Origin of the sequence: Salinicoccus halodurans (assembly GCF_900114445.1) — a bacterium.
GTDB lineage: Bacteria > Bacillota > Bacilli > Staphylococcales > Salinicoccaceae > Salinicoccus > Salinicoccus halodurans.
In genome coordinates this window covers 192,829-208,818 of record NZ_FOTB01000006.1, presented here as the reverse complement: position 1 = coordinate 208,818, position 15,990 = coordinate 192,829, and the positions used below count along the sequence as shown (strand labels likewise).

Annotated in this window: 18 protein-coding genes; all 18 read left to right on the top strand. The window is 43.2% G+C overall.

Features of this window, described 5'->3' with window-relative positions; all coding sequences use genetic code 11:
• The first annotated feature begins 12 nt into the window (after positions 1 to 12).
• The 18 genes from BM271_RS13285 (at position 13) to BM271_RS13205 (ending at position 15,969) form a co-directional block, all read left to right on the top strand.
• Positions 13 to 1,233: a phage major capsid protein gene (locus BM271_RS13285; protein WP_046790551.1), complete on the top strand. Its 1,221-nt coding sequence runs from the start codon at positions 13 to 15 to the stop codon at positions 1,231 to 1,233.
• 42 nt (positions 1,234 to 1,275) lie between these two features.
• Positions 1,276 to 1,599 carry a hypothetical protein gene (locus BM271_RS13280; protein ID WP_046790550.1) on the top strand — a complete coding sequence of 108 codons (324 nt, stop codon included), beginning with the start codon at positions 1,276 to 1,278 and terminating at the stop codon, positions 1,597 to 1,599.
• A gap of 8 nt (positions 1,600 to 1,607) precedes the next feature.
• Positions 1,608 to 1,910 carry a hypothetical protein gene (locus BM271_RS13275; protein WP_046790549.1) on the top strand — a complete coding sequence of 101 codons (303 nt, stop codon included), beginning with the start codon at positions 1,608 to 1,610 and terminating at the stop codon, positions 1,908 to 1,910.
• Positions 1,879 to 2,250 (top strand): hypothetical protein, encoded by a 372-nt coding sequence (locus BM271_RS13270; protein ID WP_052749874.1) that lies wholly within the window; start codon positions 1,879 to 1,881, stop codon positions 2,248 to 2,250. The genes BM271_RS13275 and BM271_RS13270 overlap by 32 nt, the downstream gene beginning before the upstream one ends.
• Positions 2,240 to 2,626, top strand: a complete 387-nt coding sequence (locus tag BM271_RS13265; RefSeq protein ID WP_234960606.1) for an HK97-gp10 family putative phage morphogenesis protein — start codon at positions 2,240 to 2,242, stop codon at positions 2,624 to 2,626. The genes BM271_RS13270 and BM271_RS13265 overlap by 11 nt, the downstream gene beginning before the upstream one ends.
• Before the next feature lies 1 nt (position 2,627).
• Positions 2,628 to 3,035, top strand: a complete 408-nt coding sequence (locus BM271_RS13260) for a hypothetical protein (protein ID WP_046790546.1) — start codon at positions 2,628 to 2,630, stop codon at positions 3,033 to 3,035.
• 18 nt (positions 3,036 to 3,053) lie between these two features.
• Positions 3,054 to 3,686 (top strand): major tail protein, encoded by a 633-nt coding sequence (locus BM271_RS13255; protein WP_046790545.1) that lies wholly within the window; start codon positions 3,054 to 3,056, stop codon positions 3,684 to 3,686.
• Positions 3,686 to 4,594 carry a hypothetical protein gene (locus tag BM271_RS13250; RefSeq protein WP_046790544.1) on the top strand — a complete coding sequence of 303 codons (909 nt, stop codon included), beginning with the start codon at positions 3,686 to 3,688 and terminating at the stop codon, positions 4,592 to 4,594. Before BM271_RS13255 ends, BM271_RS13250 begins: the two co-directional genes overlap by 1 nt.
• Positions 4,595 to 4,623: 29 nt before the next feature.
• Positions 4,624 to 4,824, top strand: coding sequence for a hypothetical protein (locus BM271_RS13245; protein ID WP_046790543.1), 201 nt, complete (start codon positions 4,624 to 4,626; stop codon positions 4,822 to 4,824).
• Between the two features lie 19 nt (positions 4,825 to 4,843).
• Positions 4,844 to 5,194: a phage tail assembly chaperone G gene (gene gpG / locus BM271_RS13240; protein WP_046790542.1), complete on the top strand. Its 351-nt coding sequence runs from the start codon at positions 4,844 to 4,846 to the stop codon at positions 5,192 to 5,194.
• A gap of 56 nt (positions 5,195 to 5,250) precedes the next feature.
• The gene (gene gpGT / locus BM271_RS14435; RefSeq protein ID WP_420806935.1) at positions 5,251 to 5,379 is read left to right on the top strand and encodes a phage tail assembly chaperone GT; all 129 of its coding nucleotides are present in this window, start codon (positions 5,251 to 5,253) and stop codon (positions 5,377 to 5,379) included.
• A 39-nt stretch (positions 5,380 to 5,418) separates the two neighbouring features.
• Positions 5,419 to 9,168, top strand: a complete 3,750-nt coding sequence (locus tag BM271_RS13235; RefSeq protein WP_046790541.1) for a peptidoglycan DD-metalloendopeptidase family protein — start codon at positions 5,419 to 5,421, stop codon at positions 9,166 to 9,168.
• Positions 9,161 to 10,000: a phage tail family protein gene (locus tag BM271_RS13230; protein ID WP_046790540.1), complete on the top strand. Its 840-nt coding sequence runs from the start codon at positions 9,161 to 9,163 to the stop codon at positions 9,998 to 10,000. The genes BM271_RS13235 and BM271_RS13230 overlap by 8 nt, the downstream gene beginning before the upstream one ends.
• 17 nt (positions 10,001 to 10,017) lie before the next feature.
• On the top strand, positions 10,018 to 10,239 hold the full coding sequence (locus BM271_RS13225; protein WP_046790539.1) for a hypothetical protein: 222 nt from the start codon (positions 10,018 to 10,020) through the stop codon (positions 10,237 to 10,239).
• A 73-nt stretch (positions 10,240 to 10,312) separates the two neighbouring features.
• Positions 10,313 to 12,160 (top strand): hypothetical protein, encoded by a 1,848-nt coding sequence (locus tag BM271_RS13220; RefSeq protein ID WP_046790538.1) that lies wholly within the window; start codon positions 10,313 to 10,315, stop codon positions 12,158 to 12,160.
• A 70-nt stretch (positions 12,161 to 12,230) separates the two neighbouring features.
• Positions 12,231 to 13,478 (top strand): hypothetical protein, encoded by a 1,248-nt coding sequence (locus BM271_RS13215; RefSeq protein ID WP_046790537.1) that lies wholly within the window; start codon positions 12,231 to 12,233, stop codon positions 13,476 to 13,478.
• A gap of 197 nt (positions 13,479 to 13,675) precedes the next feature.
• Positions 13,676 to 15,778: a phage tail protein gene (locus BM271_RS13210; protein ID WP_074924585.1), complete on the top strand. Its 2,103-nt coding sequence runs from the start codon at positions 13,676 to 13,678 to the stop codon at positions 15,776 to 15,778.
• On the top strand, positions 15,778 to 15,969 hold the full coding sequence (locus BM271_RS13205; protein WP_046790535.1) for a hypothetical protein: 192 nt from the start codon (positions 15,778 to 15,780) through the stop codon (positions 15,967 to 15,969). Before BM271_RS13210 ends, BM271_RS13205 begins: the two co-directional genes overlap by 1 nt.
• Positions 15,970 to 15,990: the final 21 nt, after the last annotated feature.

The following is a 15,990-nucleotide window of genomic DNA, read 5'->3' as shown; positions in this document are numbered from 1 at the left end:
GGAGAGATTTAAATGACGATTAAATTTAAAGATGATGTAGAAGGTAAAGTATCCAATCTCCGCGACAACTATTTCGAGGCGGTAGAGAACAATGAAGACCCGGAAGTTGTAAAAGAAAAGTACGCCAATTATATGAGCGCGTTTTCCAATACTCTGAAAGAAGAGCTGCTTGTCGAAGCAAGACGTGAAGCATTAGACACTTCGACTGACAGCCAGGTTAAAATGAGTCGCGGGCAAAATGTCCTGACGGCTGCTGAACGTAAATTCTTTACGAATCTGGTGGAAGACCAAGCGAACATGGATACGTACAAGGAAGAAGTTGTGCTGCCGGAATCCACAGTCCTCCGCGTGTTCGATGACCTGAAACGTGAACGTCCACTGCTTAACCGCATTAACTTCACACTGGCCGGCATTAAGACGCGTATTATCGTGGGTGATCCATCCGGTGCTGCGAAGTGGGGCGAACTGTTCGGTAAGATTCAAGGACAGATCCAGGCGAACTTCAAAGAGATTTCTTTCGCTCAAAACAAGCTGACTGCATTTGCTATCGTGCCGAAAGACTTCATCGAGTTCGGCCCTGAGTGGGTGGAGCGTTACGTCCGCGAGCAACTTGTGGAAGCAATGGCACACCAACTGGAATACGGTGTGGTGACAGGTGGCGGTGCAACAACGAACCAACCAATCGGATTGCTTAAAGACATGACGACTGACGAAGACGGCAATGTGACATCCGTTACAGACAAAGCATCTGTAGGCACACTGACATTTGCCGATTCCAAAACGACGGCACTCGAACTGGCGCAACTGATGACAGGACTGTCTACGAAAGAGAACGGCAAACCATACAATGTTGCCGGAAAAGTGTTCCTATTGGTCAATCCTCAGGATCAGTTCCTTGTACAGGCTCAGTACACAATGCAGACGCAGAATGGCGCATGGGTGACCTCTTTGCCGTACAACCTCGAAGTGGTTGCTTCCGAGCACATCGCACAGGGCAAACTGGCTGCAGTTGTCGGGCCGCGCTATTACGCAGTAATGACAGGTGAGTCCAAAATCAAAGAGTACGATCAGACACTTGCACTGGAAGATGCGAATGTGTATATCGCAAAACAGTTTGCACACGGTATCCCGGACGATAACAAAGTGGTAGCAGTGTACAACCTTGACATTGCGGGCATGACTACTACGACGACTACAGCAAGTACGACAACAACGACTACAGCAGGGGCGTAATACTACGCCTCTTTTTTAATTCAATAAAAGGAGTTGGTCGAATTGAAGAAGTATAAAGTAAAGCATGACTATCAGGATTATGAGTTGGATAAATTTCTTAAAGAAAATGATGAAGTCGATATGGAAGAGAAGCGTGCTGATGAAGTTAATGAAAAACTTTTGAACCTTGGCACGGTACTTGAACCGGTTGAAGAAGATAACCAAGAGGCAAGCGACGGCATTGATATTAAAGACCTTTCTGTGGATGAATTAAAATCACTTGTCGAAGAAAATGATATTGAAGTAGACGGTACAGGTAAAAATGGTAATATCGTGCGCGATGATCTTGAAAAGGCATTGGAAAATTTATCGGAAAACAAAGCGTAGGTGATTGAATGATTACGGAAAATCATGTCGCTGAAATGAAACGTAGACTGACACTATTCCATTCATACGAAGATAAGCATATCAAGTCACTGCTTGAGAAGTCCTACGCTGATATCCAGTATCGATGCCAGGCATTTGATATGGATAAGTCAGACCGGGGCGCAGAATTGGTCTATGAGCGTACACGCTATGCTTATAACGATTCATTGGAATTCTTCGATGAGAACTTCCTGTCAAACGTCACATCGTTTGCTCTGGAAAACATGAAGGAGGTTGACTATGAAACAGACATATCAACCACCGGAAATTAGTGGCGGAGACCTCAGAGTCCCCGTCACTTTTTATAGACAAACAGCAAACGCAGGGCCGATTCCTGGTACAGGACGCACGAAAGTATTCTTTGCATTGTGCGAGCTGTACGAGTCCTCTTCTAAGGATTTGGAGTATGTGGCCAGCACAACGGCCGAACATACCCTAACGATTGTATTCAGGCGGCCGCGTTCAGATTACCGAATCAAAAACTCTGATGTCTTTGAAGTGGATGATGATCTATATGCTGGTGTGACTTTTGAAGTACAACACTTTGCGCCCACATCCGACAACAAAGAGATGATGAAAGTCGTAGGTGCTGGCAATGCCAATGACGGTTAAAGGCATCAAAGACCTGGAAGGTGCACTCGAAGATAAGTTCGGTAAACAGCACATGCGGCGCATTGTGGACAACGCACTGATTAAAGGCGCGCAGGTGTTCAAAAGGGAAATTGCTTCGCAGTTTCAATCCTTTAAAGACACCGGCCAATCCATCAAAGAGATTCACATATCCCAACCGATGACAGTCAACGGTGTGCGTGAAGTCAAGATCTACTGGCGCGGGCCGAAAGACCGGTACCGCATCATCCATCTGAATGAGTTCGGAACAATCAAGAATCCAAACCCGGACGGTAAAGGGGCCATACAGCGTGCTTTAAGAAGCGCGCGGAACACCTACATTAACGAGGTCCGTAAGCAGATAGAAAGGTTGTTGTGACATGAGAGACATTCCAATGGAAATATACAACCTGCTGATGAGTGACGATGAAGTGACGTACTACGTTAAAAGCATAAAGTTTTTTGAGTACCCGGAGCCATCCAGCATGTCCGTCCCGTACATTGTCATCAGCGAACTGGATGATCCTCTGCCCGAGGAATACGCAGACAATGACAACCTTGCATTGAGTTACCTGGTGCAGGTGGACCTGTATGTGCCGGAATCAGATGAGTATGTGGCTTATACTGTCTGCCGTGATCTTAGTTATCACATCCATAGGCTTCTTAAAGAGCAGTTGGGACTGATGAACACCGCAAACAGTCAGCCGGAATATGATTCCGATATCGGTATTTACAGACGGGCAAGGAACTATGAAGCAGCGTACTACCGCGAAGAATTGAATTTATAAAAATAGGAGTGATTATGAATGGCAGAGAATAAGAATTACAAAGCAACAACAGGTGTCGATGAATACTACTACGGTGTATTGGATGAAACGAATGAATTAACGATTGTCCAAGCCTCTCCGGAACGTGTGAAGTTCCTGCAGGAAATCACAGTGACACCATCGCAGGAAATCGTCAGAGGTTACGGGGATAACAAGGTCGCTGAACTGGCAACATCTAATGGCCCGGTTGAAGTCGAAGGGGCATTCCACAAACTGCCTTCACAGGATAGACAGACGATTCTGGGGCTCGAAAAAACAACAGGTGGTCTTTATGCCTATGGCAGCACAGACAATCCGCCGTATGTGGCTTCAGTGTTCGCGAAGACACACGAAGATGGTTCCATCGAATGGGTCGGCCTGCCGAAGGGGAAATTCCTTAAACCGGAAAGCTCTGCAACGAGTAAGCAGGACACTGTGGAATTTGGATCTGATTCCATTACTGCAGAATTCATGGATCGTGAAGTCCCTGGATTCACCGAAGAGAAGTCCGTTATTTTCGGATATGATGAGAAAGGCGAAACAGCACAACGGGATGAACTCTTCCAGGCTATATTCGGTAAGCCATATCCGGCTGATACTTCCACGACAACGACAACCACTACAGGTGCATAATGAAGTTCATCTTTTGCCAACCGGCAATTAAGCGTTTTGAATGGGAATTGGAAGTGACCATCACTAATTTAAAAGCTTTAGGTATTGATCGCATTGTCCTGCTTTTTGCAAAGTGGGATGATGCGATTCCTTTATACCTAAAAGATAAATACGATGTGGAAGTACACGTATATGATGACCGTCCCAGAGACAAAAGTTATATCCCATCTGTGAAACCTTATTTGTGGTGGCAATACCTGAAAGAAGATGCAAGCAGAGAAAAGGATACGTATTTCTATCTGGATTCAGACGTGATACTGCGTGAGCCGATAGACTTCAACGCTATACCCTATGACAGTGATAATTGGATAGGCAGTGATTGCGAAGGATATCTCGGTGTGGATTACATTGATTCCAAAGGAGAAGACCTGTTAAAGCGCATGTGTGAAGTGATTGGCATTGATGAAAGCATCATTCGCAGGCATAGGCCGATTGCAGGTGCACAATGGATCATCAGTCATCCGACTGCGGAGTATTGGCGGAAAGTTTATGAAGACAGCATTAAGCTTTATCGCTTTTTTAATGAAGTGGAGAATGAATATATAAACAAAAATAAAGATATAAAAGGATATACACCCATCCAGAAGTGGACTGCAGAGATGTGGGCGCAACTCTGGAATGTATATTATTTCGATAAACAGACAGACACTCACAAAGAAATGAATTTTACATGGCCGGGCAATCCCGTTGACCAATGGTATGAGAACAAAATCTTCCACAATGCGGGTGTACTGCAGAGTGATACAGATATGTTTTTCAAAGGTAAGTACACAACTGACGGACCATTTAAAGATGATCTAAACCATGTAAGTGAAAACAAGGCATCCATCAAATATGTCGATGCCATCAAACAAGTAAAGTTTGATTAATTTTGCAAAATTAATTGGAGATGGAATATATGAAGATAAACAAACAGATGACACTCGATAAGCTTCTTGAGGGCATACACAAATACACAGAGATCATTAATGAGCATAAGGGTGCTGTACTGGAACGCGAGAATCTCGACAGTCTGGTGCAGGCCTATGCAGTGATTAATGATGATAACGAAAGCAACGAGCAGTTCAAACAGACATTAAAAGAAACATTCGGATTATAAAACAGAGGAGAAGATATATATGAAAAAGAACTTTATTAAATTTGTGAAGAACGTAAAAGAAGTAGAAGAGAAAAATGCAGAACCGCAATTCGAAACATTCCTGACACCAAGCTTTATCCCATTCCGGAAAATGTACGATGCCACTGAAGCGCTTGAAGCGAAAGAGGGCGCGGATGTGACAGAGAAAGAAGCGATGGACATCATGATGGACATGGTTGTGGACATCTACGGAAAGCAATTCACTAAAGACGACATCCTGGATAAATTGCACTCTCCGGACACGATGGAGGAATTGGAAAGCCAAATCGGATGGGTCGCGCAAGGGAAAATGAATGATGATAGAAAAAAGCAATTAGCGAAGATGATATAGACGAAACTTACACCTACGCGCAGCACAAAGAGAATATGAGAAAGATCGTATTCGACATGATGAAAGAAAGCGACAAGGACATCAATGAAATCCTGGATATGCCATTTAGTTTCTTTATGGAAATCATTGAAGAACAGAATAAACCGAAACAAACGAAGTCTTTAATCTCCGCATTTGGAGGTTAGGGACTTTTTTATTTATCGGTCAAAAAGGCAGGTGATTAAATGGCGGAAAGAATAAAAGGCTTGAGTATTGGTTTGGACCTGAACAGTGCAGGCATGGATCGTAAGCTTGGCACCATCAAACGGTCTTTCAGAGATTTGAACAGCGGACTGAAAACGAGCATGAATAACTTCAAGTACACTGAAAAGAGTACAGAAAGCTATGAACAGGCCATCGGTGATTTAACGAAGACCATCGGCGGTCAGCGAAAGAACGTAGACGACCTTAAGCGGAAGTATGATGAACTGGTCGATTCCGGCAGAAGCCACACAGCGGAAGCCTCAAAGATTCGTCAGGAGTACAACAAACAAGCGGACAATCTGAACATGCTCGAGACACAACTAGATAAAACAAAACAAGGTTTGAAATCACTCTCGGAAGAGCAGCGCATTGCAAGCAGTCGCTGGACGAAACTCGGCAACGCGGCTGAAACGGCCGGGAACAAAATGCAGGGCATTGGGGACGGTCTGAAGAACATCGGCGGTAAATTATCGATGGGGCTTACAGCGCCCCTGCTTGGCGGCTTTGCTGCCGTCACGAAGGGCACAGAGGAGTTCCGGGGCGACCTGGCCACATTGGAGACCAACGCAAAGAATGCGGGGATTGGTGTGGATGTCATCCGGGATTCCATGACACGGCTCGCCGGCGTGTCCACAGAAACGGATTCCAACGTTGAAGCATTATCTAACTTACTCGCTACTGGATTCGATGAAAAAGGTCTGACAAAGACGATGGACCTGTTAAGTGGGGCCGTCGTTAAATTCCCGGACACTTTAAAGATTGAGGGGCTGGCAGACGGCCTGCAGGAGACACTGGCCACAGGTAAAGCAATCGGGCCATTTGCCGAATTACTTGAGCGGCTTGGTGTGGATATGGATAAGTTCAACGGCGGATTGAGTGATGCCATTGCAAACGGCACAGAACAAAATTTTGTCATGCAGACATTGGCGGATAACGGTTTGGCTAATGTCAATCAAAAGTTCCGTGAAAACAATAAGGAATTGGTCGAGTCCAGACAGAGTCAGCAATCCTTCCAGCAGGCGATGGCTGATTTGGGAACAACATTGGCTCCGATTGCTACACGGATTACACAGGGCATTACAGGCATTGTGGAGAAGTTCAATAATCTCTCCCCGGCCGGTCAGCGTATGGGGCTGATATTTGCCGGCATTGCCGCAGCGCTTGGCCCGGTCATCGGAAGCGTTGGTGCATTCGTCGGTTTACTTGGCGGCTGGCTTACTATGCTGTCGCCAATATTAACGAAGATGGGTGAGAAAGGGTTTTTAGGTGTCATCAGAGCACTGGCTACCCGATTCTCATTCTTATTGGGTCCAGTCGGTATTGCCATCGGTGTGATTACCACATTGGGGACTGTATTCGGGATTGCTTATTCCAAATCATCGACATTCAGGAATATGGTCCAGGGGCTGATTGAGCGGTTCCGCAATTTCATTCCAACGATCATTGCATTTGGACAGTCGATATACACCAACTTCATGACGATCATTACTCCGGCCATTCAATCCGTGAAACGATTCTTTGTCAGCATGTTCCAACAGATCGCTTTATTCTGGCGCACTGATGGGCAGCAGACGATTAATGCATTCATGAATGGTGTCAATATTTTACGCACGATCATAAGCGCCGTTCTACCGATTATCACCACAATTTTTAGGGGTGTTTTTACTGCCGTTCTATTTATTGTACGGTCGGTTTGGACTAACATTAAAGGCGTTATCCAGGGCGGGCTAAATATTATCATGGGAATTATCCGCGTTTTCTCCGGATTATTCACCGGTGATTTCTCCAAAATGTGGCAGGGTATCAAACAAATTTTCCGTGGCGCAATTCAATTTGTATGGAACTTTGTACAGTTGATGTTCTACGGCAAAATCATCAAAGGCGGCCTGGCATTCATTCGACTCTTCACATCTTCTTTACGGAGCATGTGGTCGAACATTGTCGGCTTCTTTAAATCATTCGCCACATCCGCCTGGACGAATACAAAGAATATCTTTACATCATTGTACAAGTCAGCGAACTCCATATTCTCTAATATGGTGCGGAGTATATTTAACTTCGTCCGAAATATTTACCTGAATATCACTCGAACCTTTGCCAGTGCTAGAGCGACGGGAGTCAATACGATCCGCGCGCTTTATAACGGGGTTAAGAGTTGGTTCGGTAATATCTGGCAAAGCGCACGCAGCATGGGCAACCGTGTCAAAGATTTCATTGCCGGTGGTTTCAGAGGCGCGTATAATACCGCTAAAAGCTGGATAAAGAAACTGGTTGATGGCGTTGTCGGCATGAAAAACGATGCGGTCCAGGCAGCGAAAGATTTAGCCTCCGGATTGAAGAAACACGCCATTGGCGGTCTTAACAAAATGATTGACGGTGTGAACTGGGTCGCAGATAAATTGGGTATGGGCAGTACGCTCATTGAGCCGATTAAGTTCAGCCGCGGTACGCAAAACGGCGCACTTGCACAGAATACTCTGGCCACAGTGGGAGACCGAGGTCCGGGCAACGGACAAGGCGCAGACGGCAGACGGGAAACCGTCGTACTGCCAAATGGCAAGATGTTCCTCACGCCAAATATTGACACACAGATGATGTTGCCGAAAGGCACAAAGATATTTAATGGCAGGCAGACGCAGGAAATGGCTGAAGGCATGTTCAGCCGGGGCACCCGACAAGGCGGTCTTGGTGAAGGTCTTGGATGGATTAAAGATAAAGCGGCCGGTATTGGTTCTAAGATTGTATCTGGCGCGAAAGGTCTCGCAAACAAAGTCGGTGATGTCTGGGACTACATGAAAAATCCAGGCAAGCTGCTGGATATGGCGTTGAATAACTTCGGTGTGGATTTCAGTTCTATCACCAAGATCCCAGGCGACCTCATCAAAGCCGGATACAATAAGCTGAAAGACGGCGCTTTGGAGAAAGTCAAAGGCTGGTTTGAAGCCGGTGGGCTTGGTAATGGCAAGAAAGCCTCATTCATGAACTATCGCATGACCACACCATACAGTCCGGACAGCCCGGTACCGGGTTATCCTACAGGATTCAACGGCGGCAGACACTACGGTATCGACTACGGCACGCCAATCGGTACGCCTGTAAATGCGACACTCGCTGGTACTGTTAGCAAGATGCATAACAAAGGCGGCGGTCTGGTTGCCAAGCTAAGAAGTGGTAATATCACGCAGTTCTTCATGCACTTAAAAGACATCATCAAAACAGGTGCAGTCAAAGCCGGAGAGCACATCGCAAATACAGGTAACTCTGGTGCATGGACGACTGGCCCGCACATTCACTGGCAGGCGCAAAAGGGCAACCAGGTGATGAACAGTAATACAATCAATCCGAAGAAAGTATTGTCCGGCCATGAGAACGGCGGATTCATTCAAAAAGGTGGGTTATTCAACCTACATGACAATGAATACGTGGTACCGATGAATAATCCGTCTGAAGCAATGAAGCTGATTGCACTCGCCAGCAAGAAGCTTGCTGGAAAGAGTAAGCAGACGCGAGAGCTGCCGAATGTGGGCGGCTCTGGGGGTAATGATAATGATGTAGTCAATGCACTCGTTGAACAAAACGGCATCCTCATGAAAATGCTCGAGAAACTGACAGGCATTGAAGCAAAAGACTTATCCATCGGAGATGAAGAAATCGGACAGTCAAATGACAGGTACAATCAGAAGAAATCAACGAAGCATTCATTGTTAGGAGGTCGACCAAATTATGTTTAATATTTATGATTTAGAATATAATCCAGTCGGCTTTCCGGTGGATAAACTGGGATATGGATTGAAGGCGCTCGATATCAGTATTGGGCCTGTTTTATATAATTCCATTTACAGTGAGTCTGACGGTGGTAATGACGCGCCCATCAAGCGTTATCCATCTGATAGGAGTGCAAGTATCCAAATACTATTTACTGCCGCAGACACCATTGATTGGCGTTTGAAGCGCAGTCAGATATATGAGTTCTTTAGACGACTTGGTGTATTCTACCTTGCAGAGAGTCATGAACCCTTCAAGCTGCTGAAAGTCATTGTGGATGAGGACTATGAATTTGAAAGACCCGTCACAATCTGGGGACAAGCAGAGGTACCGTTGAAGGTGCTCAAACCGATATTCAGGCAATCCCTCCACACGTCAATGACCATCGACACAGAGGGCATGCAGTTTAACGACAAGTGGGCGTATGGCATGGGTACCTGGTTCCCGGAAAATTACTGGCAGTATTCATTCACGAATGAAGACCCGACGTTTTACAATGCTGGCACCGAAGAGATTAAGCTGATTCAGCAGAAAGACAGTGTGATTGAGTTAGTTGCTCAAGAAGAAGTGCCCTGGGTTGAAATATATGATGGTGTCACCACTTTCAGATTAGACAGGCGACTTTACCCCGGCGGACGATTAACCATCGAAGGGCATAAAGTAAGAGTAAACAATGCAAATGTAATGGACCAGGCAAACGGTGAATTTTTAACGGTGAAGAATGGATGGAACTATTGGGAAGTTCGAGGAATCAGTCAGTTTGAAATAAAAATAGATTTTAGATATTTGTATGACTAATTTGTAGGGGTGATTGTATGTTGTGGATAGTACTTCCCGATAATGAAAACACAGATTATGACATGTATGACGGTGCGATTATAAAGGCAGATATCAAAAAAGAGGCTGAGGATATAGCAATAAATGAATTTAATACAACGCTCCAATTCGATGATACCAAACAGATATGGACTGCCGAACCACTAGATGAATCAACGTTTGAAAAAGGAATTATTTTTACCAGTTTTAATGCAGGATGATATTCAAATATAAATATTTATTAAAGACATCTCACAAGGGATGTCTTTTTCTTATTATGGGAGGAGTGGTAATGTGAGTTTTGAAAAAGTACCTTTGATTAATTCTGCACATGGGTCGGATACACGTAATATTATTAATGAACTCATTAAACTGTTTAACAGCATGGGATACACATACGATGAAGCGCTTCAGAAAGCGCATAATGTATTGAATGAAGCTCAACAGACAAATGATATGAATGTTGATGTGCAGCAACAAATCAATAATATTATAGATGGTGTAGCTGATCCGAATTCAGAAATCGCTCAAGCTCGTGGCTCATTTGAAGTTTTGAACGGTAGATTAAAAGCGCATGAAAATGCAACAGAAACTACCAATGAGACTATAGGTATCAGCATTCTTCGCTTTCCTCGCTTAGCTCTAGAAGTTGATGACTTACAAAGATTTCAAAGGGCAATTGATCATCTAGGCTCTTTGGGAGGCGGGCGTTTATTGATCCCTCGCGGAAGTATGCCTTACAGAATAAATTTTAGAAATAACTCTACAATAACTAATCCAACTAGAGTGAAAATTACCCACGATAATATAGAGATTGTCGGCGTTGGTAGTCCTGTAATCGAAATGCAGGGGTTAACCTTGGATTACCTGCATTCTATAGATGATTACGCTTCTAGTGGTAGAGATATTTTTACTGTATTTAGTTTTTGTGGCGTTCGAAGTCCTAAAGTGATTGGAATGAGATTTGAAGGTGAGTATGAAGGCGGTGAAACGTTTAGATATAAATCCCCAAGAGCTATTGCCGTAGCATTTAAAGGATGTATAGATTCGCATGCAGAAAACATCTATGGCGAAGGAATTTTCGGGAATGTCATTAACGCTGTAAATTCTTATATTGATTATGACGCCCCTTATTCAAACACTTATAATACGACGATTGTCAACTCGACTGCGCGAAGATGTTTGGAAAATGGGTTTAATATGATGGGTGGCACCTATAATAGTAAATTCTCAGGTATCTTTTCAACGGAATGTGCAAACGGTTTAGAGTCAGCAAGCGATGGATTCACCCTTGATGGGTCTGCACTTACAGGAAACATGTCGAGTAACCTAGCATTAAGCGGAAAAAATCAAGTCATTAACGGTGGTATCTATACCGCTGCTAAATTCGTTAAAAAGGATGGTACGATTGATGAATCTAAGGGATATGGAATAATCGTAACCGGTGGCGAAGGTGTATTTATCAACGGCGGTATTTATGGCGATAACTTTAGTTATGGAGTGTATCTATACCCAGGAGTTAAAAATATTAAAATCGATAATGCAGAAATAGCAAATAATGCTTTAACTGCAAGTACGCCTGCCGCATTCTATATCGCTGGGACAGAATCTAACAAGATTGAAAACGTCAAAGTGTCAGGATGCATTATATCTGGAAACACTGGTGGAGTGATTAACTTTGCTGACGACGTTTCTTTTGTAGGAAACAGCGGTAACTTCACAGGTAGCTATTCACTTTCTTTCTCTGCATCTTCCACAGGATCAATCGCTAAGAATAATGATTTCGATAAAAGTGTGAGTATGACGGATACTTCTGGAGAGGTTTATAATAACGGCGGTTACAAAATAGTGGAACGCAGTTCATTGCCGACAGAAGGCACATGGGATATTGGTGACATTGTAAAAAACGCATATCCATCTATTGGATCGTGGTTAGAAGCAAGGTGTCTTCAAGCAGGTTCTTATGGCACATCAGAAGAGCCTATTTTCCAAGTCACTCAACAAAATGGGGTGGCAAATAATATATCAAGCCCTCCTATATTCGTTGGACAACAAGCTGTCACAGGAGGGAGTAATCCCGCATTTTATGTCGCAGTTAACACATCATCAGTTGATGACTGGATGAAGGTTAGCAACACTTAAATAAAAATGTATTGACTTTATTCTTCTTATGTATAATATTTACATTATACTTAATTGAAGGAGAGTTTTTTTGAATTTTAAAAATATTTTAGCCGTATTATTATTCTTTGCATGCGCATTTCCCTATATCTCTTTGATAGATACGCCGTTCGATACACAACCGTATGCATTAATGCTCTCAACTCTAATTGTTATTTTATTTTTTTTCGCAGAGAAGCAAGTGAGGGTTTCGAGATATATAGTGCTTTACGGTTTTTTTGCACTCTATGCCACCCTGATATTTATGTTTAGTCACCCTTCTCTAGATGGCATTCGTTCTTTAGTGGGGTATGTATCTGTTTTCGTCATTGCATTCGGTAGCTATTTGACGTTTAAATATGTAAAAAGCAGAACTTTGAATATAGTTATAATCTCCTGGTTCCTTTTCGGATTAATACAATTGGTCATTAGCAAAGATTTTGGAAGCTCTATATTGCCGAGACTTAGTACATCTGAATCAAGAGGCATTACTTCCTTGGCGGTTGAACCCTCTTTTTATTCAATAATGTGCTTGTTCTTTTTCTTATATAATGACTACTTCAAATCAGCGGGAAAACTATCTAATAAAAAGTATTGGTTCAATAATTCCTTGCTTATAATTCAAATATTTATATCTCAAGCTGCAATAGGCGTAATGATTTTGGTTTTTTACTTGGTCTTGAGAGCCGTTTCAAAAGGGGAGTTTTTTAAAGCTTTTGCTTCTATACTAGGAGTGTTCACGACTTTGACCTTTTTTATTTGGATAGTATTAAGCAACCATTCATTATTAACTACCAGAGCAGGTAGTTTAATTTATATGACCGTACATGATCCAATGTATATTATAAATAACGATGGAAGTGTTACAGACAGACTAGCTCATATATTAATATCCTTCATCAGTATATTTCATAACTTTGGTTTAGGATTTGGATTCGGCACTTGGACGGAGAACGCATTTGAAGAAATAGGGAAAAACTATTCTTTTATAGTCGAACTATCAAGCGTCAATTTAACACTTGGTGGAAGAGTCATGAGTGGATGGGGAACAGTTTTGTATGAATTAGGAATAATAGGATTGCTATTCATAATAATATACTTTTTTATTATAATGCGTGGGTACAAAAAAACAAAAGGTAAAATGAAACAGTTTATTTTATATTCCGGAGTGACTATTGCCTTTATAATGATGAATGCAGTTCCAATATCATTGCCAATTTTCTGCTACTCAATAGGATTTTTAGCTTATATTGGAAACAATTATTATCAGGAAGAAAAACAACTTGAGACATCTCAATAAGAGGTGTCTTTTTTATGCCTAAAATCAGGAGGTGAACCACCATACTCACAGTTAAAGGCTTAGACGGCCAAACCTACCCGGCAGTCTCAAAACTGAATAGAAACAGACAGATCAATGGAGAGCGAGATATTTCGCTCTCTTTTTTATGGAATGACATCAACGCAGATTTCCTTGAAGACATTGAAACTGGATGGAAAGTGAACTTCCAAGGTGACTGGTATCACTTGTACAGTCCGAAAGAGGACAAGCACGGCGTAAAGTCATTTGAAGCTGTCTTGGACTTCTTTCATTACTTCAATGGCATCTGGCATGTGGACGAAGCAGAGAACAAATCTATGATGATTGAGGATAGCATAGCACCACTGTTTATTAATAAGGATTATACCTTGAACATCATTGATAATTTCTACGCCAATACCATGAGTTATTCCAAGCAACAGTCGTCCACAGAGCGTTTTCTTTACTTCATCGGTAGACACAATGCAGAGTTTAATATCCCGATCGGCACACAGACGGTTCAGGTTAGAAACAGAATCGGATTGCAAAGGGATGACATCATCATCCACGAAGATGACAATCTGATTGATTTAAGCATCGACACGGACACCGGTTCATTCTGTACGGCTATTAAAGGATACTATGACTTCCAGGAAACCGGTGGCGAAGGCAGCACAGAGAAAGAGCCACAGAAAGTATATGACTACATCTCTCCAATGGCGAGTAAGTACGGCGTGTACTATGGCGAACCCATCTATGATGAGCGCTACAGTGACTTAGAAGGCATCAAGGAAGCCTGCCGTGTCAAACAGGAATCCACATTTAAAATGTCATTTACGCTGAAAGCATCTCTATTCGACATCGCATTAAATGAGGGCGATGAAATCCGTCTGGTTTATCCATCCAAGTCCATCAATATGTATATACGCGTGGTGGAGATATCAGAGGACTTTGACGAGGACGGCGATCTGATTGATGCGGAGTACACCTTCGGGAATGAAAATATATCCGCTCAGTACAGGAAGATGCAGTACGATGCCATTGCGGACATCAATGATATTCTGCTAGGCAAGAAGCCGATACCTTACTCAGTGCTCCCTGCGGCGATTAAACAGGCCACACAGGTCATTAACGATGGCGACAACACACAATTCTATTATCGCGCCAATGAAATATATGGTGTGAATCTGGACAATCCTTTAGGTGTGACTAAATTTAACGCCAACGGTTTGGGCTTTAGTCAAGACGGCGGAGAGACGTACAGCAACGCCATCACGTACTTAGGCGTGGTCACTGAAGCGTTGACCGCCGGGACGATAGATGCGAACAGAATCACGATATATGGCTCTGAGGGGTACAATCGGATCGAGATTAATGGCGAACGGATCAAAGTGTGGGATAGTCGGGATCCGGACGAATATACACTCATCAATAATGGACGCATTGAAGCAAGGGGTAAACACCAGCGCACATGGCTTGGACAAACCAGCACGCATGACGTGTCATTAAGATTTGAACATGGTTATATCCGAGCGAGAAATAATTCACTGGGACGCTCTCTTTACTTTTCAGACTATGGCATATCCACATACGCAGACGCTGAGGGCAACAATGATGCTTCCGGCTCACTGTTATTCCGCGACCCAGAGTTTTCAGGTGCAGAGGGCGGTGGCTTAACCGTCCATTCCACTTATGGCGCGGTCGCAATGAAATCGGAACACAGCAAAGCCGTCATCAATTCAGATGATACCGTCAATTTGGAAAGTCGTAGCTATTCCGTTTATGTCAGACCGTTTATGGAGACTAGGAACGGATTGAATGAATTCCAGTTTTACGTGAAAGAGAATGAATCATCTTCAGATACTGATGGTGCGTTGCTATATGGTAATATCAACGGCGGTGCGACACATGGCTCCGGCATAAGATTCAGCAAAGCTTCCAGTGATTCCATCGTCTATGCAACAAACATCAACGGGGATTTTGGTACAGGTAAATTTCATGCGAGTGAATTCATAAATGCCTCTCTTGAAGAATACAAAGAGAATATTAAAGAGTGGAATGGCGATGCCTTATCCTCGTTAGTGGAAACTCAACTGTATGAGTACAATCTCAAAGATGATGCCAACAAAAAAATAAAACGTGGCATGGTCATTGGCAGAGAGTATGATACACCGATTGGTTTAACCAGCGGTGGCGGTATCAGCATTTATGAGTTGACTACATGGCACACCAGATCGATTCAGCAGTTGAACGAAAGAGATAATGATTTTGAAGCGCGCATTAAGAAACTGGAGGCGAAATAATGGAACAGGATTTTGGGAGAAAAATGGCATTTGTGAATGGCGAGTGGTCGCAGGCATTGTCTCGATCTTACGATAAAATTGCCGGTCTGATTATGGAACTGGAAGCTAAAGACACAGAGATTGGAAAACTGCATGAAGAAAACAAAAATTTGCAGAGTGAAGTGAATCGACTGAAGGACAGTAGCCAGTAGGTGCTGTTCTTTTTATTTTGA

Coding starts and splice junctions, on each gene's coding strand:
- BM271_RS13235 (WP_046790541.1), top strand. CDS start 5,419: ATGGCGGAAAGAATAAAAGGCTTGAGTATTGGTTTGGACCTGAACAGT.
- gpG (WP_046790542.1), top strand. CDS start 4,844: ATGAAAAAGAACTTTATTAAATTTGTGAAGAACGTAAAAGAAGTAGAA.
- BM271_RS13245 (WP_046790543.1), top strand. CDS start 4,624: ATGAAGATAAACAAACAGATGACACTCGATAAGCTTCTTGAGGGCATA.
- BM271_RS13275 (WP_046790549.1), top strand. CDS start 1,608: ATGATTACGGAAAATCATGTCGCTGAAATGAAACGTAGACTGACACTA.
- BM271_RS13205 (WP_046790535.1), top strand. CDS start 15,778: ATGGAACAGGATTTTGGGAGAAAAATGGCATTTGTGAATGGCGAGTGG.
- BM271_RS13270 (WP_052749874.1), top strand. CDS start 1,879: ATGAAACAGACATATCAACCACCGGAAATTAGTGGCGGAGACCTCAGA.
- BM271_RS13265 (WP_234960606.1), top strand. CDS start 2,240: ATGACGGTTAAAGGCATCAAAGACCTGGAAGGTGCACTCGAAGATAAG.
- BM271_RS13225 (WP_046790539.1), top strand. CDS start 10,018: ATGTTGTGGATAGTACTTCCCGATAATGAAAACACAGATTATGACATG.
- BM271_RS13230 (WP_046790540.1), top strand. CDS start 9,161: ATGTTTAATATTTATGATTTAGAATATAATCCAGTCGGCTTTCCGGTG.
- BM271_RS13255 (WP_046790545.1), top strand. CDS start 3,054: ATGGCAGAGAATAAGAATTACAAAGCAACAACAGGTGTCGATGAATAC.
- gpGT (WP_420806935.1), top strand. CDS start 5,251: ATGATGAAAGAAAGCGACAAGGACATCAATGAAATCCTGGATATGCCA.
- BM271_RS13260 (WP_046790546.1), top strand. CDS start 2,628: ATGAGAGACATTCCAATGGAAATATACAACCTGCTGATGAGTGACGAT.
- BM271_RS13250 (WP_046790544.1), top strand. CDS start 3,686: ATGAAGTTCATCTTTTGCCAACCGGCAATTAAGCGTTTTGAATGGGAA.
- BM271_RS13285 (WP_046790551.1), top strand. CDS start 13: ATGACGATTAAATTTAAAGATGATGTAGAAGGTAAAGTATCCAATCTC.